Genomic DNA, 20,754 nt, shown 5'->3' with positions numbered 1-20,754 from the left:
AGGAGATTGCCTTAAATGAAGCCATCTCGTTCTTCAGCGCTGCTCAAACGCTGGCAGCTGGGGCGTCGGGCGGTGATTGCGTTGCCGCTAGTTTGGTTGGCACTGTTTTTCTTGCTGCCTTTTGCGCTGGTGCTCAAAATCAGTCTTTCCGACGCGGCGGTAGCCATTCCACCTTACGGCCCGTTACTGGAATATGCTGATCAAACCCTGCATGTATTTCTGAATGTGGGTAATTATATTTTTCTGCTCTCCGATTCGCTGTATATCGCTGCTTATTGGGGCTCAGTAAAAACCGCTTTTATATCCACTGCCGCCTGCTTGCTGATTGGCTATCCGATGGCCTATGCAATGTCGCGGGCACCAGCACGCTGGCAACTGCTTTTATTGCTGCTTGTGATGCTACCGTCATGGACCTCATTTTTGATTCGCGTCTATGCCTGGATGGGTATTTTAAGTAACAGCGGTCTCATTAATAATTTGCTGATGGGACTTGGGCTCATAGAATCGCCATTGCGCATGATGAATACCCAGTTTGCGGTCACTATCGGCATTGTGTATGCCTACCTGCCGTTTATGGTGTTGCCACTGTATGCCCATCTCACGCGGATGGATAACTCGCTGCTTGAAGCCGCCGCCGACCTTGGTTCGCGTAAGCTGAATACCTTCATCAAAGTGACCCTGCCGCTTTCGATGGGCGGTATTGTGGCAGGCTCAATGCTGGTGTTTATACCGGCAGTAGGGGAGTTTGTCATTCCTGAGCTGCTTGGCGGCCCCGATACGTTAATGATTGGTAAGGTGCTTTGGGAGGAGTTTTTCCTTAATCGTGATTGGCCTGTCGCTTCGGCGTTAGCCATTGTCATGTTATTGCTGCTGTTGGTGCCAATCGTCTGGTTCCATCGCTATCAGTCGCGCGAACTTGAATAGTGGATGTTTGAATAATGAGTGATGAATAATGAGTTATCAAGAATGAGGTTTGTGCGGCGAATTAATTTTTCGACGGTCATGTTAGTGCTTGGGCTGCTGTTTCTTTATCTGCCGATGGTGGTGCTGGTTGTCTATTCATTTAATGAATCCAAGCTAGTCACGGTATGGTCTGGCTTTTCAACGAAATGGTATGGCGAGCTGTTCCGGGACCAGCAGATTTTATCGGCCGTGTGGACAAGCCTGAAAATCGCCTTTTTCGCGGCGAGCATGGCGGTTTGCCTGGGCACCGTAGCGGCCTTTGTAATGACGCGCTATGGGCACTTTAGAGGTAAAACGGCGCTTTCCAGTATGGTCACCGCGCCTCTGGTCATGCCGGAAGTGATTACCGGCCTGTCGTTGCTTTTGCTGTTCGTGCAAATGGCGCAGATTACCGGGTGGCCTGCCGATCGGGGTATGGCGACTATCTGGATTGCCCATACGACCTTTTGCAGTGCCTATGTGGCAGTAGTGGTCGCTGCTCGGCTGCGAGAAGTGGATCGTTCAATTGAAGAAGCCGCCATGGATTTAGGCTCACCGCCGTTGAAAACGTTTTTTTTCATCACGCTGCCGATTATTTCGCCAGCGCTGGCTGCAGGCTGGCTATTGGCCTTTACGCTGTCGCTCGATGATTTGGTAATTGCCAGCTTTGTCTCGGGCCCTGGGGCAAACACGCTACCGATGGTGGTGTTTTCATCGGTGCGTCTAGGCGTGTCGCCGAAGATTAACGCGCTGGCGACGCTGATTATTTTGGTAGTGTCGCTTGCGACCTTATTAGCGTGGTTCTTTATGCGGCGCAGTGAAACTAAACGCAAACTGGCCGTTAAGCAGGGCGATACGGCTTAGCTATCATTACATAACGTCGTCATCGCGGCCCGCTACGACGCTTTCAAGTTCGCCATTCATAGGGGAGACGATAATCTGCAGCTGGATAGGCGAGCAGCACTGATGACAATCTTCCCAGGTGTCGTGGCTGCCCTGAGAGACATCAATGACGAAGGTCAGCGGTGAATCGCAGTAAGGGCAGTGGAAATCATAATTAATCAGGGCGTCGTCATGCATCGTTAACTACCTTTTAAGCGGGTGTATCAAAATGCTTAAGTGTAGCAGTCTGATGGCTAGGTGAGGCATCGACGAATGGAATCAGGTAGGATATTCGCAGGTTCCTAAAGCAACGCAGTGAGAGTAGCGATGATGTTACGTAACATGGCAGTAGCGGCCCTGGTGGCCTTTCCGATGGTCGCGTTGGCTGAGACCCCCAACGTGAAGCCTGGTGAGTGGGAATTTGTGAGCACCACCAGTATTAGTGGCGAAATGGACATTCCGGATCAAACTGAAACTGAGCGTCAGTGCATTACTCAAGAAGAGCTTGAAGGCTCAGAGTTTGGCTTTATCGAAGAAGAAGAAGGCTGTGAGTTACTTGACGAGAATATGACCGCGGATGGCCTAACGTATAGCATGGTATGCCGTGCAGAAGGCGGTGAAGCGACGATCGACGGCGAAATGCGTTTTATGGGCGAACTCATTGAAGGCAGCGTCGATATCCTTACTCAGTCTCCAATGGGTGAGCTGAGCATGAATACGGTCATTGAAGGCGAGCACGTCGGTGAGTGTGAATAACCGCCAGGCTTGAAGTGCCATCAGATTTGAAGCACCACTAGGCTTGAAGTGCCATCAGATTTGAAGCACCACTAGGCTTGAAGTGCCAGCAGTATTGAAGTGCCTCAGTCTTGAAGTGCCTCAGTCTTGAAGTGCTTAGCATTAAGGGCGTTCCGTTAAGGGACGCCCTTTTTTCGGCGCCTGTTAACGCTCCGGCGGCTCGCTGTGTAACTGGCTGGTTGAGTTCAGGGTGTTCGATGCGCCGGCGATCTCATCCTCGAGCTGGCGTTTGACTGCCCCTGGTGAGCCTGTATAGCGTGCCAGCAGGTCATAAGCTACGGGAACGACAAAGAGTGTAAACAGCGTAGCAGAGCCCACGCCGGCCATGATCACGGTGCCAATAACAAGGCGCGATTCTGCGCCCGGCCCGGTTGAAATTATCAGCGGAATAGCGCCGGCCATTGTAGTCACCGCGGTCATCAAAATAGGCCTCAGGCGCGTCACGGAGGCTTCAATTAACGCCGCTCTAAACGCATGGCCTTCATCGCGCAGCTGGTTGGCAAACTCGACAATTAAAATACCGTTCTTAGCTGCCAAACCAATCAGTAGTACTAGCCCCACCTGGCTGTAAATATTCAACGACTGCCCGCTTAGCAGTAGGGCAAGCAAAGCGCCACTCATGGCTAATGGCACCGTGAGCATGATTACAAAGGGGTGAATAAGGCTTTCAAACTGCGCCGCTAGCACTAAAAAGACCACTAGCGCACCAAGTATCAACAGGAAGGCAGTGGCGCCACTGGCCTGTTGGAAGTCGCGTGAGGCGCCTGCCACATTAGTTTGCGCCTCGACTGGCAGCAGCTCAGCAGCGCTTTCTTCCAGGTACGCTAACGCTTCACCCAAGGGATATCCGTCGGCTAGGTTGGCTTCAATGGTGATTGATCTAATGCGGTCAAAGCGATTCAACGTGCTGGCGCCCGCAAAGTCAGAGAGCGTGACAAGGCTGGCCAGCGGGATGAGTGCGCCTGAGCGTGCCGAGCGCACCTGAATGTTGTCCAGCGCGCGTGGGCTGTTTTGGCTGCTGCGATCACCCTCTAAGATCACATCGTACTCTTCACCATTGTCAACGTAGCGTGTGACATTGCGCCCACCCAGCAATACTTCTAGCGTTCGGCCTATTTCAGTGACGGTTACGCCTAGCGCAGCGGCTCGCTGGTAATTAATATCCACGCGCAGCTGAGGCTGTGTTTCGTTGTAATTGCTCTCTAGCGCCATTAAGTTTGGATTGTTTTCACGCACGTGGTTGATCAGCGTATCGCGCCAGCGGGCAAGCTGTTCGTAAGTACCGCCTCCCAGCACAAACTGCACCGGTTTTTGAGTGCGCTGCCCAAAGCCTTGGCGCATGACCGGAAAGGCCTGTACGCCCGGCAGCGTGCTGAGGGTTTGGCGCACTTCGGCCATAATTTCCCACGCACTGCGTCGACTTCCCCAGTCGGCCATGTTGACAATAATAAAGCCGCTATTGAAGTTCTCAATATTGCCGTAGCCGCGTGGGGCACGAACTACCACGCGCTCCAGTTCACCACTGGCTACCAGCGGGGCCAAACGCGCCTCGATTTCGTCCATGTAATCCATCATGTAGCTGAAGGTAGCGCCTTCTGGCCCGTTGACTAAGACGATGAAGTTGCCGCGATCTTCCTGTGGCGTGTATTCATTCGGCAGCGCCGTGGCGAGCCAAGCGGTGGCGGCAATCAGCAGGATAAACATAGCCACGACCAGCCAGCGCATCCTAAGCATCCACTCCAAGGATGTTTGATAGCGGCGCTGCGTGCCGTTAAGCAGCCACTGTACTGACTTACCAATACGGCTATCGTGCATGCCGGGCTTAAGAATCTTTGAAGCCATCATTGGCGTTAGCGTCAGCGCTAATAACGTTGAGATAACGACGGCCGCGGCCATGGTGAGCGCAAATTCGGAAAACAGTCGCCCGATATCACCTTGCAACATGCTGAGTGGAACGAAAACGGCGACGAGCACGAGAGTGGTGGCAATCACCGCAAAGGCAATTTGCCGAGTGCCGCGAAAGGCCGCGACGAGGGGCGTTTCACCGTAGTCGTGCATACGACGATTGATGTTCTCAAGCACCACGATGGCATCATCCACAATCAGGCCAATCGCCAGCACCAGGGCAAGCAGGGTGAGTAGATTGATCGAGAAGTTCATCGCGGCAAGGGCGGTAAACGCACCAATAACCGCAATAGGTACGGTGACGGCGGGCACCAATGTCGTGCGTAGATTACCTAAAAAAAGAAAAATCACGACCACAACTAGGGCCATGGCTATAAAGAGCGTCATGACAACCTGGTCGATGGCACCGGAGACGAACAGCGAAGCATCGTAATCTAAACTCAGCGACATTCCTTCTGGCAGAGTGCCTTGCAGGCGTTCAAGCTCTATTTTTACCGCATCAGATAGCTCAATGACGTTGGCTGTCGATTGCATGATCATGCCAAGACCTACCATGGGGACTCCGTTGGAGCGGAATACTGTACGGTCTTCAACGGCGCCAACTTCAACGCGGGCAACGTCAGCAAGGCGCACAAGATAGCCATTGTCACCTTGATTGAGCGCGAGGCGCTGAAAGTCTTCGGCACTTGCAAAGCTGCGTGGAAGGCGAACAATAAACTGACGATCCTGTGATTCAATCGAGCCCGCCGGCAGTTCGACATTTTCTGCCCGTAGTGAATCTTCAATATCACTGACCGTTAATCCACGCGCGGCCAGCGCATTGCGATTAACCCACACGCGCATGGCGTAGTCGCTGCCGCCACCGACACGAACGCGTGCCACGCCTGGCTGCACAGAAAGGCTATCGACCAAGAAGCGGTTCGCATAGTCGGTCAGCTCGGTAATGGAGTAGTCTTCGCCAGAAAGGCTCATCCACACAACGATTTCTTCGCTGCTGTCGGCTTTGGTGACTTCAGGGTTGTCAGCGTCATCGGGCAGGTTGCGCAGCGCCCCGGAAATGCGGTCGCGGATATCATTGGCGGCGGCATCGATATCCATGTCTAACGAGAATTCTATTTCAATCCGAGAGCGGCCATCCTCGCTTTGTGAGGTAATTAGATCAATGCCTTCCACGCCGGCAATGCGGTCTTCAAGCACCTGGGTAATGCGCGTTTCAACGACGCTTGCGGACGCGCCAGGGTAGCGGGTGTCAATCGTGACCACGGGTGGATCAATGGTCGGATATTCTTGTAGCGGTAGGCGGTTAAGCGCCATTAAGCCAAAGGCAATAATGAGTGCCGCGATCACCATCGCCAGTACCGGGCGCTGAACAGAAATATCCGATAATCGCATTAACGGTCGGCCTCTAGCAGCGCTCGAATGCTGGTTTCGTCGTCAGCGATACCAAGCAGACGTGCCTCCTGGCCATCGCGGGCCAACTGCAGTCCGTGAACCACAACGAGTTCGCCGGCGGCTAACCCTTCCAAAATTTCAACTTCGCCATAGCGTCTCTCGCCAATCGAAACAATCCGCTTTGCGAGGCGCGTGCTATCTTCGCTTTGCTCGATAAGCATGATTGAGTGTCGGTCACCGCTGGGCTCAATGGCGGCTTCAGGAATCACTACCGCGTCGCGAACCCGCTGCTGAACAATGACTTGCATTAACATCCCCGGCCGTAGCCGGCCATCGGTATTGTCGAGTACTGCGCGCACATTAACGCTACGCGTAACCGGGTCCACGCGCGTACCAATAGTGGCGATTTGACCGTTAAAGATGTCGTCAGGGTACGTGGCGGTAGCGGTATGTAGCATTAGGCCTGATGAGATTCGGCCAAGAAACACTTCTGGGACACTGAAGTCGAGCTTCATTACATCCAGTTTATCGAGCGTCACCAAATCCATTCCTGGTGTTACCAGCGCGCCGATGCTGATATTGCGAAATCCAACGCGGCCGCTGAAGGGCGCGCGCAGCCGGTAATTTGCCAGCCGGGCTTCTATGGCTTGAATATCGGCTTCTGCTTGGCGCAGCCGCGATTGGCTATCTTCAACGTCGGCTCTGGCTGCTAGGTTACGTTCTTGTAATTGAGAGGCGCGGTTCGAGGCATTACGTCTTTCATCGCGCAACGCCTGAGAGGATCTTAGTTGAGCCTGTTCTTCTGTATCATCTAAGCGGATGAGTAGCTGCCCCTCTTCAACCTGCTCACCGTCTTCAAAATTGATCTGGGCCACTATCTCAGTCACCGTGGTGGATAGCACGACGCTTTCCTCCGCACTGAGCGTTCCTAGCGCCTCTAAAGGATCAGACCATGTGGTCATAACCGCACGCGTGCCGATGACTGAGGGCGGTAATTGAGCAAACGTTAGACTGGATAGCAACAGAGTGAGAGTAACTAGGATGAGTCGCGAAAATAGCCGTCGGCGAAAGGGAAAATGCATAGTTATCTCAGTGTTAGTCGATAATTTTAAGGCCTGACCCTGTTAGAATGTTTGTTTGTACAGAGTAAGTGGCCCTTTTATGAGCAGTTTCTTATGATTTATGACGTTGTCGTTATCGGTGCTGGAGCGGCTGGATTGATGTGTGCTGCTCAAGCGGGCTATGCCGGCAAACGTACCTTAGTACTAGATCATGCGAATAAAGCGGGCAAAAAGATTTTGATGTCCGGCGGCGGCCGTTGCAACTTTACCAATCTTGGCACTACGCCACAGCACTTTTACTCGTTAAATCCATACTTTTGCATTTCGGCGCTTCAACGTTACCGTCCTGAGCACTTTGTTGAGTTGATAGAACGACACGGAGTGGAGTACGTCGAGAAAACACCAGGCCAGTTATTTTGCGCAGTCTCGGCTAAAGAAATAGTGCGCACGCTGATAACCGAGTGCGAATGGGCAGGGGTTGATATCCAGCTGAGTACTCAAATCAGCGCCGTAGAGCGAAAAGGCGACGCTATGCGGCTTAGCACGTCGGCGGGAGCGATTGATGCTGGAGTGGTAGTGGTGGCAACCGGAGGGCTTTCGATTCCAACCATGGGCGCGACAGGCTTTGGCTATGACTTAGCTCGCCAGTTTGGTTTAGAGGTTTTAGCGACGCGGCCTGGGCTAGTGCCTTTTACGCTCAGCGATACATGGAAAGACCGCGCGGCTCAGCTCTCAGGCGTCAGTGCATCGGTGGCAGTAAGTGCCGGTGATCGCTGTTTTGTAGAACCCATGTTATTTACCCACCGCGGCTTATCCGGCCCCGGCATACTACAGATATCCAGTGTTTGGCAGCCGGGGCAAGGCATCAGTATTAATTTACTCCCGAGTGAAAATGCGGCTAGTGCCCTGCGTGATGCTCGTCAGCATATGCCCAAACGTCAGCTTTCCACATGGCTGGGCGAACGCTTTCCTAAGCGCTTGGCCCAAGCACTATTAGAGTGGTATCCCGAGGATGATGCTGCACGGCCCTTGGCTCACTATTCTAATCAGGCCTTGGATACGTGGGCGCAAAGGTTAAATGCCTGGCAACTAAAGCCATCTGGCACCGAAGGGTGGCGCACTGCAGAGGTGACAATGGGGGGGATTAATACCGATCAGCTGTCGTCAAAGACCTTTGAAGTTAAGGACTTGCCTCAACTGCGTTTTATCGGTGAAGTTTTGGATGTAACGGGCGAACTGGGGGGGTACAACTTTCAGTGGGCGTGGGCCAGTGGGGTAGCCTGTGGGCAATCTTGCTAGGACCTGACTAGACTAACTGCGCCAAAGCCATGGCATGATAAAAATCGGTGCCAAGGCCTCGTTTTTCATTCAATTCACGAGGCATTGGCAGCGGTTCACGCCGATCAACTGCTCGCTATCGTTTTAAGTCGCCACTTTGGCTAATAGTTTAAGTTTTTTGAAGAGCATATAGCCCGCAAGCGCTTTCCTGCCTGCTGCCATAGCGCCCCCTGGGTGGCGTACCAGCTTCAGCGCAGCAACGCCACCAATGAAATAAAGCGGAAGTTTGAAGCTTTTCCAGCTTTTATCTAGCGGTGACGTTGCCTGCTGTAAAAATGCACTTTCTATCAAGATGTCCACACGCTGTTGTTCCAGCTCAGCAAGTAGCTGTGCCTTGCGCTGAGAGCGGCTTAAAGGCTGAACTAACGGCTTAGCTGTTTTTGCGGATGGTTTCATCCTCATGCTCCTCAAGCAATGCTCTATCAGCCGTAAGCTGTTTAAGCGTTTCTTTCAAGAGCGAGTGGCGCTTCGATTGGCGAATCGCAATAACAGCAAATAGCACGCTGGCGCCTATCAAAACGGCGGCACTAACGGCAATAGCCGTTAAGCGGTAGGTATCCCAAAATAGCACGACTACCAGTGCGGTCAGGGTGGCAATGCCTAATAACAGCAGAACCAAGCTTGCCCCTGCCAAAAGAAGCAGAACTGCTAGGCGAGCACGCTCTTCTTCTAATTCAAGTACCGCCAAACGCAGGCGGGTTTCGCTATTAGCAATCAGCGAGTTCAGCAAGCGTTTGGCGGCAGAGAAGACGCGTTGGGTAGGACCCAAGGCCATTAGCGACGACCGAGCAGCATACCCACAACTAGGCCTGCCGCTGCGCCAATACCAATGCTTGTCCAAGGATTGTCATGGACGTAACGGTCGCAAGCATCAGCTTGGTGGTTCAGTGAATCACGCGCTTCATCATAGATACGCTCACCGCGTTCTTCCAAACGAGCGCGAGTATCTTTAAGGCGGCGCTCGGCACGCGAGCGAAGGTCGTTCATCTCACCGCTAGCGTCCTTTGCCGTCGCGTTCATAAGTTCTTCAACCGTTTCACTCAAATGACGCAGGTCATCTTTAAGTTGATCTGACTGAGAAGAGAAGGGGAGTTGACGTTTAGCCATGGTGTCTTTCCTTTGACGAGTGAATGATTAAGGCTGCTGTAAGCATAGCAGCCACATCGTAAGAGACAAGTAAATGCTGCTATCGGTTCAGCCCTGTCGCACTAAATAATGGATTTAAGCTAAAACCAATACTCAGGCGATGAACGCGATTGTCATAATCTATCAGGCTTTCACCATAGCCGTAGTAATACTGCACATGCGCCCTCAGCGTATTAAACGCTGGCCAGCTATAATCAATTTGGGTGCCATAGTTGCCTGCGCTTGGATTGCCGCGCAGCAGGCCGCTCATTTCATGGTTATTATTAAGACGTTTCGCTAGGCGGATGTCGCCGTAACCCATAAAACGTTCGATGTCCGGGTTGTCGTCATCTTCTTGCGACTCCGGTACCCGCCAGTGCGGCGCCACGGTGAAGGCCCAGTCACCGCGCTGAAAGGTGCTTTCCAGATAGACCCGGTTCCAGCTACGGGACAGCGGGTCTGAGCGGCCATTAGACTGATGGTTAAACGATACGCGGTTGAGGGTATTCACCCAACCAAGTGCACTCCAGGCATTATTAAAGTCGATGAATATTTCAGGCTCATAGTTAGTTTCCCGAAAGGGCGATGAGGCATCTGTGTTGTAGGCCTGCCACCAGCTGCGCTGAGTGTAGCCAAAAAAGACATCACCATAATTACCAAATACCTGCTCGGCGAGATTAACCTTGGCGCTGAATTGGAATTTCAATTCCACGCTATCCACTGAAGCATCTTCAGTAATATTGCGAAAATTTTCGCGGTTCTGGTTGGCGTTATAGCTGACCGGGAACAGATAATTCGTACGGTGCGTTGTGATCGAAAATGGGTTTTGGCTCGATTCCTGTTCAAGCAGACGGCGCTCGCTTAAGTCTTCCAGCGCCACTTCCTGCGGCAGCGGCTCCACCGGTAAGCCAAGCGCTGCGTCTTCGGGGCTTGTTACTTGCTGAAGCTGCTGACGAAGCTCATAAAGCTCGGTATTGAGGGCATTAATACGCGCCTCAATTTCTGCCTGTGAGTCAGCAAAGGCATTTGCACTCGCGGCGCTCACAGCAGTGGCGAGGCTGAGCAGCGTAATAAGTTTTCGCAACGACCGTTTTCGGATGACCATCAAGGTGGCTCGCAAAATGATTAAAAGAGGCAAATGCCAAGGTTGTTTCTATCACGCTACATCGTGAAGTCAATACCTCTGATTGCGCTAGCTATCAGAACGTCTGACAATGGGGCAATTATCCGTGTTTGCGGAGCTTTCGATGTCAACGAGGCATAAGTAACGTGGTTAGATACGCCGGTAAATGGTTAGTAACGTGTTTGTTTCTGCTGGCCATCAGCAGCACTGCTATTTCTCAAGCTTATGCCTCGCTTCAGGCCGATGCGCTGGATGGCGTGCCCGAACAAGCTGAATTGGCATCAAGGCTCGCTCAATTAGAATCAAATGAAGGAGCGTTAACGAACCAGCAGGCCAGCGATAAAAAAGCCTTAGAGGCGGCACTAGATGCGTACGAAAGGCTGGTGTCCGTCGATGAGCGATTGAATGCCTTAGACTCCCGTGTTGAGCAGGCCCCAGAGCTGCTGGCAAGTTTACAGCGTGATTTAAGCGATGCTCAAGAAGCTTCGCAGCAGCTTTCAGTGGCTAATTTAAGCGATCGGCCGCTAGATGAGCTAGAAACAATGCAAACGCAGGCAGTGGTCAAGCTTCAGCAACTGCAAAGCCAGTTAGCCGAAGTGAACTCACAGCTACTTGCTGCCCAGACGCTCCCAGAGCGCGCTCAGCAAAATATTGCTGAAACGCTTCAGCGCGCCGAGAGTTTACGCCGACAGCACGATGAGCGCGAGGCTTTGTTAGCAGATCGACAGCTTTCCGCACTGAATGATGCGGCCCTGATTCAGCTGCGCCTTGAGCGAATACTGGCCGATCGTGAAGTGAGTTTTAATCAGCGAGAGCTAAGCGCTAATAGCCGGCTACGTGAGCTAGCTCAACAGCGCCGCGATGTACTGATGCTGCAGATCGATTACCAAGAACAGCAGTTGGGCATGCTGCAAGGTGTGATAGATCAGCAGCGACGCCTGGCCTCTGAGCAGGCCATCGCTGACGCCGCGCGAGATGACCCGTTAATTGCCGCCGGGCATCCAGTGGTGCTGCAAGTACAGCAAACCAATCAAACTTTAAGCCAAGAGTTATTGCGCGCAACGGATCGTGCTAACAGCATTGTGCGCGAAAACATAGAAGCCCAGCGCCAGCTAGAGCATGTGCGACAGCTGCAGCGCAGCCTCAATGAGCAGATTGATGCGATACGCGGTAGTCAGCTGCTGTCGCGTATTCTGCGCGAACAGCGCCAGTCGCTACCGCCGCTATCAGTGCGGAGAGACTTGCAGGATGAAATAGCGGACCTGCGTTTAAAGCAGTTTGATTTGGTACGTCAGCGAGACCAGCTTCGTCAGAGCGCACAGTTTGCCGAGACGCGCTTAGAAGAGGCGGGCATAGAGGCAACCCCGGGGCTGGTAGACTCACTTTCTCGACTGTATCAGTCGCGCCGTGAACTGGTTGAACAGTTAGAGCAATCCTATGGAAGCCTGTTAAGCGCGGCGATTGAGCTTCAACTGAATCAGCAGCAGTTGCTTATTACCACCAGCGAGCTGCGCGAAACGATTGATGAGCAGCTTTTCTGGGTCGCCAATAGCCGCCCGCTGGACTTTGGCTGGCTGCGGCAATTGCCTCACAATTTGTTGTTAGAGTGGAGTGAAGGAGAGTGGCGCGCTATTTTGCCTACCCGCTGGCAGGGACTTTCTTGGGAAGTATTAAAGGGAGCGCCGATTTTCTTACTTGGCCTCGTACTAATGGGCTTGCGGCGCAAAATCAAAACGCGCCTGGCCGACATACATTCGCAAATTGGTCGGCTGAAAAGCGACACTCAGCTACATACTCCCAAAGCAGTGCTGTTTAATGCACTGCTGGCTCTTCCGGGCCCGCTCGCGCTAGCCGGCATTGGCATTGGGCTGCTTGAAGCGGCTGGGCCTTTAGCCACTAGCGTTGCGCCAGGGTTGCTTCAGTTGGCCTTAAGTTGGGGCGTGGTGGCATGGGTGCGCAGGCTGCTGGTCGCGGATGGAGTCGCAGAGCGCCACTTTACCTGGTCGCCGCAATATACCGCACGGTTGCGTCAACTTCTGGGAGGATTCGGCGTTGCCCTGGTGCCGGTCATTGCGATTGCGACGATGTCGGATGAAATGGAAACGCCGCTAGCACTGCGCCCCGTCGCTTTTGCGCTATTGTCGTTTGGTTTATTAGCCATGAGCTGGTGGCTAGCGCAGTTAATTCTGGCGCATATCCCTGTATTTGGTGTGCGGCTGTTTCGCTTATTGCTGGGGCTTGCTATGGCAGCGGTTCCGCTGATGCTGCTTGGCCTTGTGGTGTGGGGGTACGAATATACCGCGCTGCGCTTAGTGGGCAGGTTTGCCATTACGCTTTATCTGCTGGGGTTGTGGGTGGTGGTGGAAGCGACGCTGGTGAGAAGCTTGGCCGTAGCTGCTCGACGCCTCGCGTATCGCCGTGCGTTGGCTCGCCGTCGTGCTCAGGTGCAGGAGGGTGCGGAAGGCGGGCTGGAGGTAGTCGAAGAGCCGCCGCTCGATATGGAGCAAATTAACAGCCAATCCTTACGGCTTTCTAAGTTGATTGTACTGATTGGCTTCAGCGCGCTGCTCTATTTAGTGTGGGCAGATTTATTGTCAGTGCTTGGCTATTTAGACCATGTATCGCTTTGGGAGTCTCAAGAGGGTGATTTAGTCGACAGCGTACTGTCAATCTCCGACGTCTTTACTGCGCTGCTGGTCGTCGCTATTACCTTTATTATGGCGCGTAACCTGCCCGGTCTGCTGGAAGTGATGGTGCTATCCAGGCTGTCGTTGAAACAGGGCAGCGCCTATGCAATTAGCTCGCTGCTCTCTTATACCATTGTGGGCACTGGGGTGGTGATGGGGCTGGCCACGCTCGGCGTGTCTTGGGATAAACTGCAGTGGCTCGTGGCAGCATTGAGTGTGGGGTTAGGCTTTGGCCTGCAGGAGATTTTCGCCAACTTTATTTCTGGGCTTATCATTTTGTTTGAGCGCCCAATACGGATAGGCGACACCATCACGATAGGTAATCTACATGGGACTGTCAGCCGTATTCGTATCCGTGCGACCACGGTTACCGATTTTGATCGCAAAGAGATCATTATTCCCAATAAGACATTTGTAACCGACCAGCTGATTAACTGGTCGTTGTCGGATAACGTGACGCGCGTGGTGCTCACCTATGGCGTGGCTCACGGCTCGGATATGCCCAAGGTGCACCAACTACTGCGCCAGGCTGCCGATGAAAACCACCGAGTGTTAACCGACCCGGAGCCGCAGGTTTTTTGCTTAAACTACGGGCAGCACAGCCTTAATTTTGAGCTGCGTATTTTTGTTAATGACTTGGTCGACCGCCTGTTTGCCGCCGATGAAGTCAACTGCCGGGTAGATGAGCTATTCCGTGAAGAGAATGTTCGCGTAGCGTTTGAGCAGATGGATGTATGGTTACACCGAGATCAGGGCGATGCGGTTAAGGTACAGTCTGCAGCGCGGCCGTCCTCAAACGTGCTACGCCCTGATCCAAGCTAAGCTTCTGTCGCTGCATGTAAAAGAAACTCGCGATTGCCGTCGCTGCCGGTGATAGGGCTCTCCTGCCAGTGGCGTATGGTGAGCCCGCAGTCGTGACAAGCGCTTCGAATGCTAGCCTCTACATCGGCAAAAAGTGTCGCATCGCGCACTACGCCGCGTTTGTCCAACGCGCCGGGGCTTAACTCAAACTGCGGCTTAACCAGTGAGATTAACTGCCCGTCAGGCGGTAATAGCGCGGCAACCTCGGGCAAAATTAGCGTTTGGGATATGAACGAAACATCCATTATGGCAACGTGTATTGGCTGGTCCGCAAGAACGTGAATGAGCGGCGTTGCGCTGCTCATGTGCCGTGCGTTGAGGCCTTCCAGACAGGTAACGCGTGGATCAGTACGCAGCTGTTCTGCAAGCTGGCCATGGCCGACCTCCACGCCAATGACATGGCGAGCACCGAACCGTAGCGCACAGTCAGTAAAGCCACCGGTTGACTGGCCAATATCCAAAACAACGCAGCCGTCAAAGCGAAGGCCAAGCGCTGTAAGCACTCCTTCCAGTTTCAAGCCTGCGCGGGATACGTAGCGCTCCTCGGGGTCATCTTCAACGATAAAGCGAGTAGTGTCGGGCCATTTTTCAGACACTTTAGTGAGTACTCTGCCACTGTTAGCTAGGCTGACCCGGCCATGGCGAATCAGTCGTTGGGCGCGCGTACGTGAGTTGGCCAGCCCTAGGCTGACCAACAGTTGATCAAGTCGTATCATGAGTATATGGGGTGTCGTTAAGCGGCTCGGTTATCCCATGCCTAGGGTGCATTGGGGGCTAAAGATGCATTTGGTCCAGCGTCTGCCTGGAGTTCGGTAGGCGGCAAGCGCGCAGCGCCCCAGCTACGGTGTAGGTAGTGTTTGACGCTTTCAAGCTCCTCGCTCGTCACAGAGACTATTTCACCACGCTCTAGAGGATCATAGTGATAAATATACAGCCGCGAGACGAAGCGCTCAAAAGGTAGCGATGCTTCGCCAAAGCGCTCACCGTTGCCAGACGTACTGACGAGAACGCCGTCACCCCAGTCCTGCCCACTGTCATTGTTGGGGTTATAGAAATAAATCCGCATGACGTCTGAAGGATCGAGAGACGCACGCAATATAGTAATCGCATGCCAGCCGATGAAGCGCGCTGCGCTATCGGTAATGGCAATACCCGCAGGCTGCGGATGAATCAGCGGCTGATTGCCATTGTAATAAGGATGATAGCAGGCGTAGAAATGGCGCACGAAATCATCCACATCGATTAGCTGGCCCGTCGCTACATCGACATTAATACGAAAACCACGCCCCGACCACCAGCCGTGGAACTCAGGGTTTACCCAGCGGTGAGGGTCGCCTTCTCGGCCAATGCAACGACGACCCATTTCTGCATAGATACGATCCAGGTGGGGCACCACAATCAGCGACACCGGATCGAGATCCATCGGTAGCTCAGTGGCAACGCCAGACAGGCTTTCCATTGATGAGATGGCCTGCCCCTCAAAATGCATAATGATTTCGTCATCGCGTGCTGCCCACGCCACCATCTGTAGCAAATAGTCGGGGTCGTTATAGGCCCACATCGAAAGTGCGCGGGCAGATTGGCAGGTGGGGTTATTACCCTGGCCCACCCCCAGCGGCAATCCCAGCATGCACAGCACGCCTTCAATGAGACGCGCTCGAGGAGAAACGCTGTCGCCGTAAGCGATGTTAAGCCGAGACTGCGCCCACTCAGATAGCGGCAAGTTCAGCTGGCGCCACATTGCTGGCGCGACCGGCGGCTGGTAAAGAATGCCTCGCTCCAACATTAACGCAAGCCCATAGACCGCCTGCGCCGTAGCAGGATAAACGCCGCCACGAATCAGCGCCTGGACCAGTTCGCGGTAACACAACAGGCAGTCGCGGCCGGTAGATGAAAGGCCCAGTGCTTCAGAAAGCAAGTGGTCGCCTTCTTCCAGCAGATGTCTGAGCAGCACGGTATGGTAAGGCGATACTAGCCCGGTATCATGCATCGCTCGGGCAAAGCCGGTGGATTCAGCCTGTAAAGCGGCTTGATCCATGTGTTCAAGTCGTTCGCGATAAACGTCGACACCGGGATCTTCGCGACAGGTTTGGGTGGTGCCATAGAGAGAACTGACCAGCCGATCGGCGCCTTGGCCGCTAATGCCAAGATCAATCGCAGGATTAGCCTGGCACAGTGCAATCTGGGTAATCATCTGTTTGATCGAATCAACTTGGATCGGACGCTGCTTCAAAATGCGCCAAATCTCTTCAATCAGTTGATCAATGATGTGTTCGTAGCCAATTCTGTCGGCTAAATGCTGGAAAAGCTGGCGGGGAATAGTGGCCAGCCGGCCTTGGGTTTCGCGCTCCGCTTCGCTCGGTGCCAAAAAAAGCAGCCACAGATTGATGGCCATGACTTGCGTCAGATAATGGTGGGCATTCTCTTTGGAAATGAGCGAATGTTCGACATCGCCCTTGGCCACAGCGAGGAGCCTGAGTTCGCTTAATGCCTCAATCACGAGGACATTGGCATCCGCGCTTTTTAGCGCGAAGGTTGTCAGCGTAGGCACTAAATATTGAGGTGTTTCCCAATCCGAGCCTAAGAATATGCCAGCATCCTCATACGCTTTCGCGCGAGATTCTAGCGCATCACAACCGCCATCCTGTAGTAGCACGCGCCGCGCAGTGTCGAGTACGCGCGGCACCTTAGCGGGCTTTGAGAACGCGGGCGCCTGCGTAAGCAGGCGCACAGCATCATCAAATTTGCTCAATAGTGCACTGAGCTTACTATCTTCCTGAGAAGACGCGAGTTGATCTGTCTTCACGGTGACTCCTTATCCCAGCATTAGCAGGGATTATACATAGAAGTCGAGATCTTCTTGGCGTTTTAGCAGATCGCGAATCGTATGCGCGTCCTCGCCTTTAAAGTAGATCAGACCCCAATGGGTACCAAACGCGGTGCGCTTGGTCACGGTTTCTTCTACCGGTGAGGTTAACTCATGAGACTCAAAGTACGGGTGATCTTCCGTTTCTTCCGGGATTTCCAGGCGGCTGACCACTCGGCGACGTGGGTAAACGCCAAAGCAACCGGCAAAGCCATTGGCATCGACCACTTCTTTTGGGAAGAAGTTTGCCACTTCTTCTTTGCTGCTTTTCGGGTCAAATACCAGCATAGAGGCTTGATAGGCATTGAAGCCGTAAACCCGCTCAAGCAGTTCAAATACTTTGAAGCCCGGCGGGCGGTAGGCAACCTCGCCAAAGTACATTTCACCGTCGCTAGTGACAAAGTATTCCGGATGGATCAAGCCAAACTCAATATCAAAGGCTTTGATAAGCTTTTCGATTTGTTGAGTAATTTGTTCTCGGTATTTTTCAAGCTCTGGAGACGCGGGCACAAACACTGAATAGCCCAATGTCACGTATTCAGAGATGTTCAGGAAGGCGATTTTACCATCATGAATCCACGCTTCGACAGCAAATTCCCAGCCGTCCAGGTGTGATTCCATCAGCACCGGGAACTCTTCGTCGGGGATGGTATCTACTTCATCCGGCGTACGAATAACACGGTGGCCTAGGCACCCCGCTTTATCAAAGGCCTTGAGGTGAATCGGGTCGTTGGGGTCACCATCTAGCTTAAGCAGCGTTTGGTTAACCCGCTTGAGAAAGCGCACAACGTCTTCTTTGTCGTGGGCTTCTTCAAAGATACCTACGCGGATGCCGCCTAGCTGTGCACGGCGCTTCATGAGTGCCTTATCGCGGAGCAGTAGCGACTGACCGTAAATGCGCGGATTATCAAGCAGCAAAGAGTTGATAGCGCCCGCCCACTCAACGGTTTCTTCGTAGAGCGGAATGGCAACATCAACGCCTTTTTCTTTGAGTGTCTCGGCAATCTCAATGGAGCGATCATTGAGGCGTTCAAAGTTCCAGGGCACGTAGGGAATATTGTGTTGTTGGCAATACTCTTCAGCCCAATCAGGTGCAACGACAATGTAGCGACGGTCAAAATTTTCGGCCGCTTCAATCGCATTGAGGCTCCAGCCTAACAGGGCGATATAGCCCTTATTTGGATCCTTTTGCATGTTGATGGCTCCTACTTGGTTAACGAACAGAATTACCAAACTACGTGCATCACCATACACGAAGGCAGCTAGGCTCGGCTAATGGGGCGCGCTAAACCATTAACGCTGGGATAGCTAAAGGCGTAGAGGGGTGTCTATGGTAAGCTAGGCGGTTCAACTTCATGTACAAGTGGCAAGAGGAATAGGCCAAGATGGCGGCCAAGCCGATCTACCGTGTAGTGGTTCACCAGCAGGGTGAAATATGGGATTTATACGTCAGAGAAATCTTTCAAAGCGAACTCTGGGGCTTTATTGAAGTCGAGGAGTTTGTCTTTGACGATGCTAGCCGTGTAGTGGTTGATCCTACGACTGAGAAGCTACAGCGAACTTTCGAGGGCGTTAAGCGAAGTTATCTGCCGTTGAATGCTATTGTTCGCATCGATGAAGTAGAGCGCGAAGGCCCTTTGAAAGCAGTCAAAACCGATGCGCGGGTAGCAGAGTTCCCCCGTCCCTTTCCGTTGCCACCGCGCGGAGAAGGTTAAGCGTATAAGATAAGCGCACCGCTAAGTTAAGCGATAAGCGCTGTTGGCTTCGTCCGCCTCGCAGCGTTTTTAACTAGGACATGATGTCATGCACGTAAATAAAATTCGTATTCATTATTACGCCGCTGCGGCCGGTGTTTTGCTCAGTGTGGCGAGTATTAATGCTACTGCCCAGTCTGATAATCAGGCGTGGGTAACCGATGAGCTTAGCACCTACGTGCGTAGCGGTCCGACCGATGGCTACCGCATTATTGGTACGCTTAATGCCGGTGAACAGGTCGATGTGCTGGAGACCAGCGGCAATTACACGCGGGTTCGCAACGGTGATGGCAATGCGGTTTGGGTGTTGAGCGATGAGCTTCAGCAAACCCCCAGTGCGGTCGAACAGTTGCCCGCGTTAGAGTCGCAGGTAGAAGAATTAACCGCTGAACTCGATGGCATTAATGACACCTGGGAGCAGCGAGTTTCTTCAATGACTGAAACGCTAGACGTGCGTGAGCGTAGGATTGCGGAGCTTGAAGCCAGCAATCAAGAGCTCGATAGCCAATCAGAAACGTCTCGCCAGCAGGTAAGGGGGCTTCAGGCCCGCTTAGAAACGCAGGAAGAAGACCTTCTGATGCGCTACTTTATGTATGGCGGCGGTGTGGCGGGCGCGGGCTTGCTGGTGGGCCTGATTGTTCCACACTTGCCGCGTCGGCGTAAAAAGCGTGACCGCTGGTTCTAATTCGCTACGGATAAGCGTTTGAGTGATCACAAGCAGCAAGGCGGCTAGATAATGAGCGAGCAATGGCGCAAGCGCTGGCAGGAAGGGCGTATTGGTTTTCATCTGCAGCAAGCGCATCCGGCGTTGCTGCGTCATTGGGCCTCGCTGGATGTTGATGTCGACACTAAAGTGCTGGTGCCGCTGTGTGGTAAGAGTGTCGATATGCGCTGGTTGGCCGATATAGGTCATTCAGTGCTGGGTGTTGAGTTTGCGCCCGAGGCTATCGAACAGTTTTTGCTACAGCGCAGCACTGCGGTATCACGCTATAGCCAGGCGGGTTTTACCGTTTCCCGGCAAGGCAGTGTCGAACTATGGTGTGGCGACTTCTTTCATCTGCACATTCAACAGGCTGCTGAGATTGGGGCGTTTTATGATCGCGCTTCGCTGATTGCACTGCCGCCAGCGACGCGTCAGCGCTATGCGTTTCATCTTGCTCAATTGGTGCCGCCAGGTGCCAAAGGCCTGTTGATTAGTTTGTCACACAGCGAAGAGGGGGCTGGGCCACCCTACAGTGTGCCGGCCAGCGAGATTGAAAACCTGTTCAAAGCTAACTTCACGCTAACGTTTTTGGAGGAAGGTAGCCCGGATGAGCGTGGTCGAACAGAAAGTATATGGGCGCTAGAACGACGCGGGCCACGCCTATAGCAGCGTGGCCCGTATCAATAACGCTAGGCAAGATAAGCAGATTAGCGAGCCAGCAGTCGACCTAGCTCAGGGTCGCTAAAGGCACGATTCATTCCATCACTGAGTAGGTCGCTCAGCATGCGCGCATTGCTGTCGGCGTCAGGCTTAAGCGCGTACCCCTGGGTGCGGCGTGATGTATAGGTGCCGGTGTAGGTGGTGCCCTTGTTTTTCGCGATAGCGCGAAATACGCCTTCCAGACGCGCTTCATCGACTAACGGCTGGCCGCTCTCGCCTCGGGCGTAGTTCAGGTTGGCCAGTTCTAGCGTTAGGCTTGGGCGCCCGTTGGCCGGCTCGGTGGTCGGGCTAAAGCCCATGTCACGCACGGCGCGCTCGGCCTCTTCCTGCAAACGCGGAATCAGCTCGTGGCTACTAACCGTAATCTGCGCCGTCGACATATTGCCGCCGGCACGATTGCCGATAATGTCGCTGTCGCGTCCATCCTGAGCAATCACCGTGACCTGTTGGCCTGAGCCAGTTTGCGGCACATCAGCGTTGCGCTCAGGGCTGAGCTGCAAATATTGCGGGCTAGCACAGCCAGCTAGCCATGCACTGGCAAGCAGTACACCTGACATGCGTATAAATTGACGCCGAAGCATGGTCTTCCTCCACGGTGGC

Annotated in this window: 19 protein-coding genes; 8 read left to right on the top strand and 11 right to left on the bottom strand. The window is 53.3% G+C overall.

The window, feature by feature from the left end; translation table 11 throughout:
• The first annotated feature begins 15 nt into the window (after positions 1-15).
• Positions 16-924, top strand: coding sequence for an ABC transporter permease subunit (locus ACT3TR_RS09545; protein WP_096279063.1), 909 nt, complete (start codon positions 16-18; stop codon positions 922-924).
• 42 nt (positions 925-966) lie between these two features.
• The gene (locus ACT3TR_RS09540) at positions 967-1,806 is read left to right on the top strand and encodes an ABC transporter permease subunit (RefSeq protein ID WP_096279065.1); all 840 of its coding nucleotides are present in this window, start codon (positions 967-969) and stop codon (positions 1,804-1,806) included.
• 6 nt (positions 1,807-1,812) lie between these two features.
• Here the strand turns inward: ACT3TR_RS09540 and ACT3TR_RS09535 are convergent, their stop codons facing one another.
• Complete coding sequence (locus ACT3TR_RS09535) at positions 1,813-2,022, bottom strand: CPXCG motif-containing cysteine-rich protein (RefSeq protein WP_096279067.1); 210 nt, start codon at positions 2,020-2,022, stop codon at positions 1,813-1,815.
• Between the two features lie 129 nt (positions 2,023-2,151).
• Between ACT3TR_RS09535 and ACT3TR_RS09530 the strand changes: the two genes are divergently transcribed.
• Entirely contained in the window at positions 2,152-2,580 is a 429-nt protein-coding gene (locus tag ACT3TR_RS09530) for a DUF3617 domain-containing protein (RefSeq protein ID WP_096279069.1), read from the top strand.
• Between the two features lie 183 nt (positions 2,581-2,763).
• Here the strand turns inward: ACT3TR_RS09530 and ACT3TR_RS09525 are convergent, their stop codons facing one another.
• Positions 2,764-5,916, bottom strand: coding sequence for an efflux RND transporter permease subunit (locus ACT3TR_RS09525; protein ID WP_444625356.1), 3,153 nt, complete (start codon positions 5,914-5,916; stop codon positions 2,764-2,766).
• Positions 5,916-6,998: an efflux RND transporter periplasmic adaptor subunit gene (locus ACT3TR_RS09520; RefSeq protein ID WP_444625357.1), complete on the bottom strand. Its 1,083-nt coding sequence runs from the start codon at positions 6,996-6,998 to the stop codon at positions 5,916-5,918. Before ACT3TR_RS09520 ends, ACT3TR_RS09525 begins: the two co-directional genes overlap by 1 nt.
• 93 nt (positions 6,999-7,091) lie before the next feature.
• Between ACT3TR_RS09520 and ACT3TR_RS09515 the strand changes: the two genes are divergently transcribed.
• On the top strand, positions 7,092-8,276 hold the full coding sequence (locus tag ACT3TR_RS09515; protein WP_441684238.1) for an NAD(P)/FAD-dependent oxidoreductase: 1,185 nt from the start codon (positions 7,092-7,094) through the stop codon (positions 8,274-8,276).
• Positions 8,277-8,399: 123 nt separating this feature from the next.
• Here the strand turns inward: ACT3TR_RS09515 and ACT3TR_RS09510 are convergent, their stop codons facing one another.
• The 4 genes from ACT3TR_RS09510 to ACT3TR_RS09495 form a co-directional block, all read right to left on the bottom strand.
• Positions 8,400-8,711: a YqjK family protein gene (locus tag ACT3TR_RS09510; protein ID WP_096279077.1), complete on the bottom strand. Its 312-nt coding sequence runs from the start codon at positions 8,709-8,711 to the stop codon at positions 8,400-8,402.
• Positions 8,686-9,090 (bottom strand): phage holin family protein, encoded by a 405-nt coding sequence (locus ACT3TR_RS09505; protein ID WP_096279079.1) that lies wholly within the window; start codon positions 9,088-9,090, stop codon positions 8,686-8,688. The genes ACT3TR_RS09510 and ACT3TR_RS09505 overlap by 26 nt, the downstream gene beginning before the upstream one ends.
• Positions 9,090-9,422 carry a DUF883 family protein gene (locus ACT3TR_RS09500; RefSeq protein WP_096279081.1) on the bottom strand — a complete coding sequence of 111 codons (333 nt, stop codon included), beginning with the start codon at positions 9,420-9,422 and terminating at the stop codon, positions 9,090-9,092. The genes ACT3TR_RS09505 and ACT3TR_RS09500 overlap by 1 nt, the downstream gene beginning before the upstream one ends.
• 79 nt (positions 9,423-9,501) lie before the next feature.
• The gene (locus ACT3TR_RS09495; protein WP_441684237.1) at positions 9,502-10,545 is read right to left on the bottom strand and encodes a phospholipase A; all 1,044 of its coding nucleotides are present in this window, start codon (positions 10,543-10,545) and stop codon (positions 9,502-9,504) included.
• A 164-nt stretch (positions 10,546-10,709) separates the two neighbouring features.
• Here ACT3TR_RS09495 and mscK point away from each other — a divergent pair, with 164 nt between their 5' ends.
• Positions 10,710-14,072, top strand: a complete 3,363-nt coding sequence (mscK, locus tag ACT3TR_RS09490; protein WP_444625358.1) for a mechanosensitive channel MscK — start codon at positions 10,710-10,712, stop codon at positions 14,070-14,072.
• Here the strand turns inward: mscK and ACT3TR_RS09485 are convergent.
• The 3 genes from ACT3TR_RS09485 to ACT3TR_RS09475 are packed head-to-tail and all read right to left on the bottom strand — an operon-like array spanning position 14,069 to position 18,171.
• Complete coding sequence (locus tag ACT3TR_RS09485; protein WP_096279088.1) at positions 14,069-14,827, bottom strand: TlyA family RNA methyltransferase; 759 nt, start codon at positions 14,825-14,827, stop codon at positions 14,069-14,071. The two genes, mscK and ACT3TR_RS09485, sit on opposite strands and share 4 nt — an antisense overlap.
• Before the next feature lie 41 nt (positions 14,828-14,868).
• The gene (locus ACT3TR_RS09480) at positions 14,869-16,917 is read right to left on the bottom strand and encodes a hypothetical protein (protein ID WP_444625359.1); all 2,049 of its coding nucleotides are present in this window, start codon (positions 16,915-16,917) and stop codon (positions 14,869-14,871) included.
• A 30-nt stretch (positions 16,918-16,947) separates the two neighbouring features.
• Complete coding sequence (locus ACT3TR_RS09475; protein ID WP_096279092.1) at positions 16,948-18,171, bottom strand: ATP-grasp domain-containing protein; 1,224 nt, start codon at positions 18,169-18,171, stop codon at positions 16,948-16,950.
• Between the two features lie 191 nt (positions 18,172-18,362).
• Between ACT3TR_RS09475 and ACT3TR_RS09470 the strand changes: the two genes are divergently transcribed.
• The 3 genes from ACT3TR_RS09470 to ACT3TR_RS09460 all read left to right on the top strand — a co-directional run bounded on the left by ACT3TR_RS09470 (position 18,363) and on the right by ACT3TR_RS09460 (position 20,100).
• Complete coding sequence (locus tag ACT3TR_RS09470; protein ID WP_096279094.1) at positions 18,363-18,692, top strand: DUF1820 family protein; 330 nt, start codon at positions 18,363-18,365, stop codon at positions 18,690-18,692.
• 88 nt (positions 18,693-18,780) lie between these two features.
• Entirely contained in the window at positions 18,781-19,416 is a 636-nt protein-coding gene (locus ACT3TR_RS09465) for a TIGR04211 family SH3 domain-containing protein (protein WP_096279096.1), read from the top strand.
• A 51-nt stretch (positions 19,417-19,467) separates the two neighbouring features.
• Positions 19,468-20,100 carry a thiopurine S-methyltransferase gene (locus ACT3TR_RS09460; protein WP_441684232.1) on the top strand — a complete coding sequence of 211 codons (633 nt, stop codon included), beginning with the start codon at positions 19,468-19,470 and terminating at the stop codon, positions 20,098-20,100.
• Positions 20,101-20,141: 41 nt separating this feature from the next.
• Here ACT3TR_RS09460 and ACT3TR_RS09455 read toward each other — a convergent pair whose 3' ends face one another.
• The gene (locus tag ACT3TR_RS09455) at positions 20,142-20,735 is read right to left on the bottom strand and encodes a YajG family lipoprotein (RefSeq protein ID WP_096279100.1); all 594 of its coding nucleotides are present in this window, start codon (positions 20,733-20,735) and stop codon (positions 20,142-20,144) included.
• Positions 20,736-20,754 lie beyond the last annotated feature (19 nt).

Origin of the sequence: Halomonas sp. AOP12-B1-6 (assembly GCF_052379225.1) — a bacterium.
Taxonomy (GTDB): Bacteria; Pseudomonadota; Gammaproteobacteria; order Pseudomonadales; family Halomonadaceae; genus Vreelandella; species Vreelandella casei.
The sequence above is the reverse complement of the archived record's forward strand: the minus strand, read 5'-3'. Positions and strand labels throughout refer to the sequence as shown.

What these genes read in the sequence shown, in the direction of transcription:
- ACT3TR_RS09545 (WP_096279063.1), top strand. Translation starts at nt 16, where the DNA reads ATGAAGCCATCTCGTTCTTCAGCGCTGCTCAAACGCTGGCAGCTGGGG.
- ACT3TR_RS09540 (WP_096279065.1), top strand. Translation starts at nt 967, where the DNA reads ATGAGGTTTGTGCGGCGAATTAATTTTTCGACGGTCATGTTAGTGCTT.
- ACT3TR_RS09535 (WP_096279067.1), bottom strand. Translation starts at nt 2,022, where the DNA reads ATGCATGACGACGCCCTGATTAATTATGATTTCCACTGCCCTTACTGC.
- ACT3TR_RS09530 (WP_096279069.1), top strand. Translation starts at nt 2,152, where the DNA reads ATGATGTTACGTAACATGGCAGTAGCGGCCCTGGTGGCCTTTCCGATG.
- ACT3TR_RS09525 (WP_444625356.1), bottom strand. Translation starts at nt 5,916, where the DNA reads ATGCGATTATCGGATATTTCTGTTCAGCGCCCGGTACTGGCGATGGTG.
- ACT3TR_RS09520 (WP_444625357.1), bottom strand. Translation starts at nt 6,998, where the DNA reads ATGCATTTTCCCTTTCGCCGACGGCTATTTTCGCGACTCATCCTAGTT.
- ACT3TR_RS09515 (WP_441684238.1), top strand. Translation starts at nt 7,092, where the DNA reads ATGATTTATGACGTTGTCGTTATCGGTGCTGGAGCGGCTGGATTGATG.
- ACT3TR_RS09510 (WP_096279077.1), bottom strand. Translation starts at nt 8,711, where the DNA reads ATGAAACCATCCGCAAAAACAGCTAAGCCGTTAGTTCAGCCTTTAAGC.
- ACT3TR_RS09505 (WP_096279079.1), bottom strand. Translation starts at nt 9,090, where the DNA reads ATGGCCTTGGGTCCTACCCAACGCGTCTTCTCTGCCGCCAAACGCTTG.
- ACT3TR_RS09500 (WP_096279081.1), bottom strand. Translation starts at nt 9,422, where the DNA reads ATGGCTAAACGTCAACTCCCCTTCTCTTCTCAGTCAGATCAACTTAAA.
- ACT3TR_RS09495 (WP_441684237.1), bottom strand. Translation starts at nt 10,545, where the DNA reads ATGGTCATCCGAAAACGGTCGTTGCGAAAACTTATTACGCTGCTCAGC.
- ACT3TR_RS09485 (WP_096279088.1), bottom strand. Translation starts at nt 14,827, where the DNA reads ATGATACGACTTGATCAACTGTTGGTCAGCCTAGGGCTGGCCAACTCA.
- ACT3TR_RS09475 (WP_096279092.1), bottom strand. Translation starts at nt 18,171, where the DNA reads ATGCAAAAGGATCCAAATAAGGGCTATATCGCCCTGTTAGGCTGGAGC.
- ACT3TR_RS09470 (WP_096279094.1), top strand. Translation starts at nt 18,363, where the DNA reads ATGGCGGCCAAGCCGATCTACCGTGTAGTGGTTCACCAGCAGGGTGAA.
- ACT3TR_RS09465 (WP_096279096.1), top strand. Translation starts at nt 18,781, where the DNA reads ATGCACGTAAATAAAATTCGTATTCATTATTACGCCGCTGCGGCCGGT.
- ACT3TR_RS09460 (WP_441684232.1), top strand. Translation starts at nt 19,468, where the DNA reads ATGAGCGAGCAATGGCGCAAGCGCTGGCAGGAAGGGCGTATTGGTTTT.
- ACT3TR_RS09455 (WP_096279100.1), bottom strand. Translation starts at nt 20,735, where the DNA reads ATGCTTCGGCGTCAATTTATACGCATGTCAGGTGTACTGCTTGCCAGT.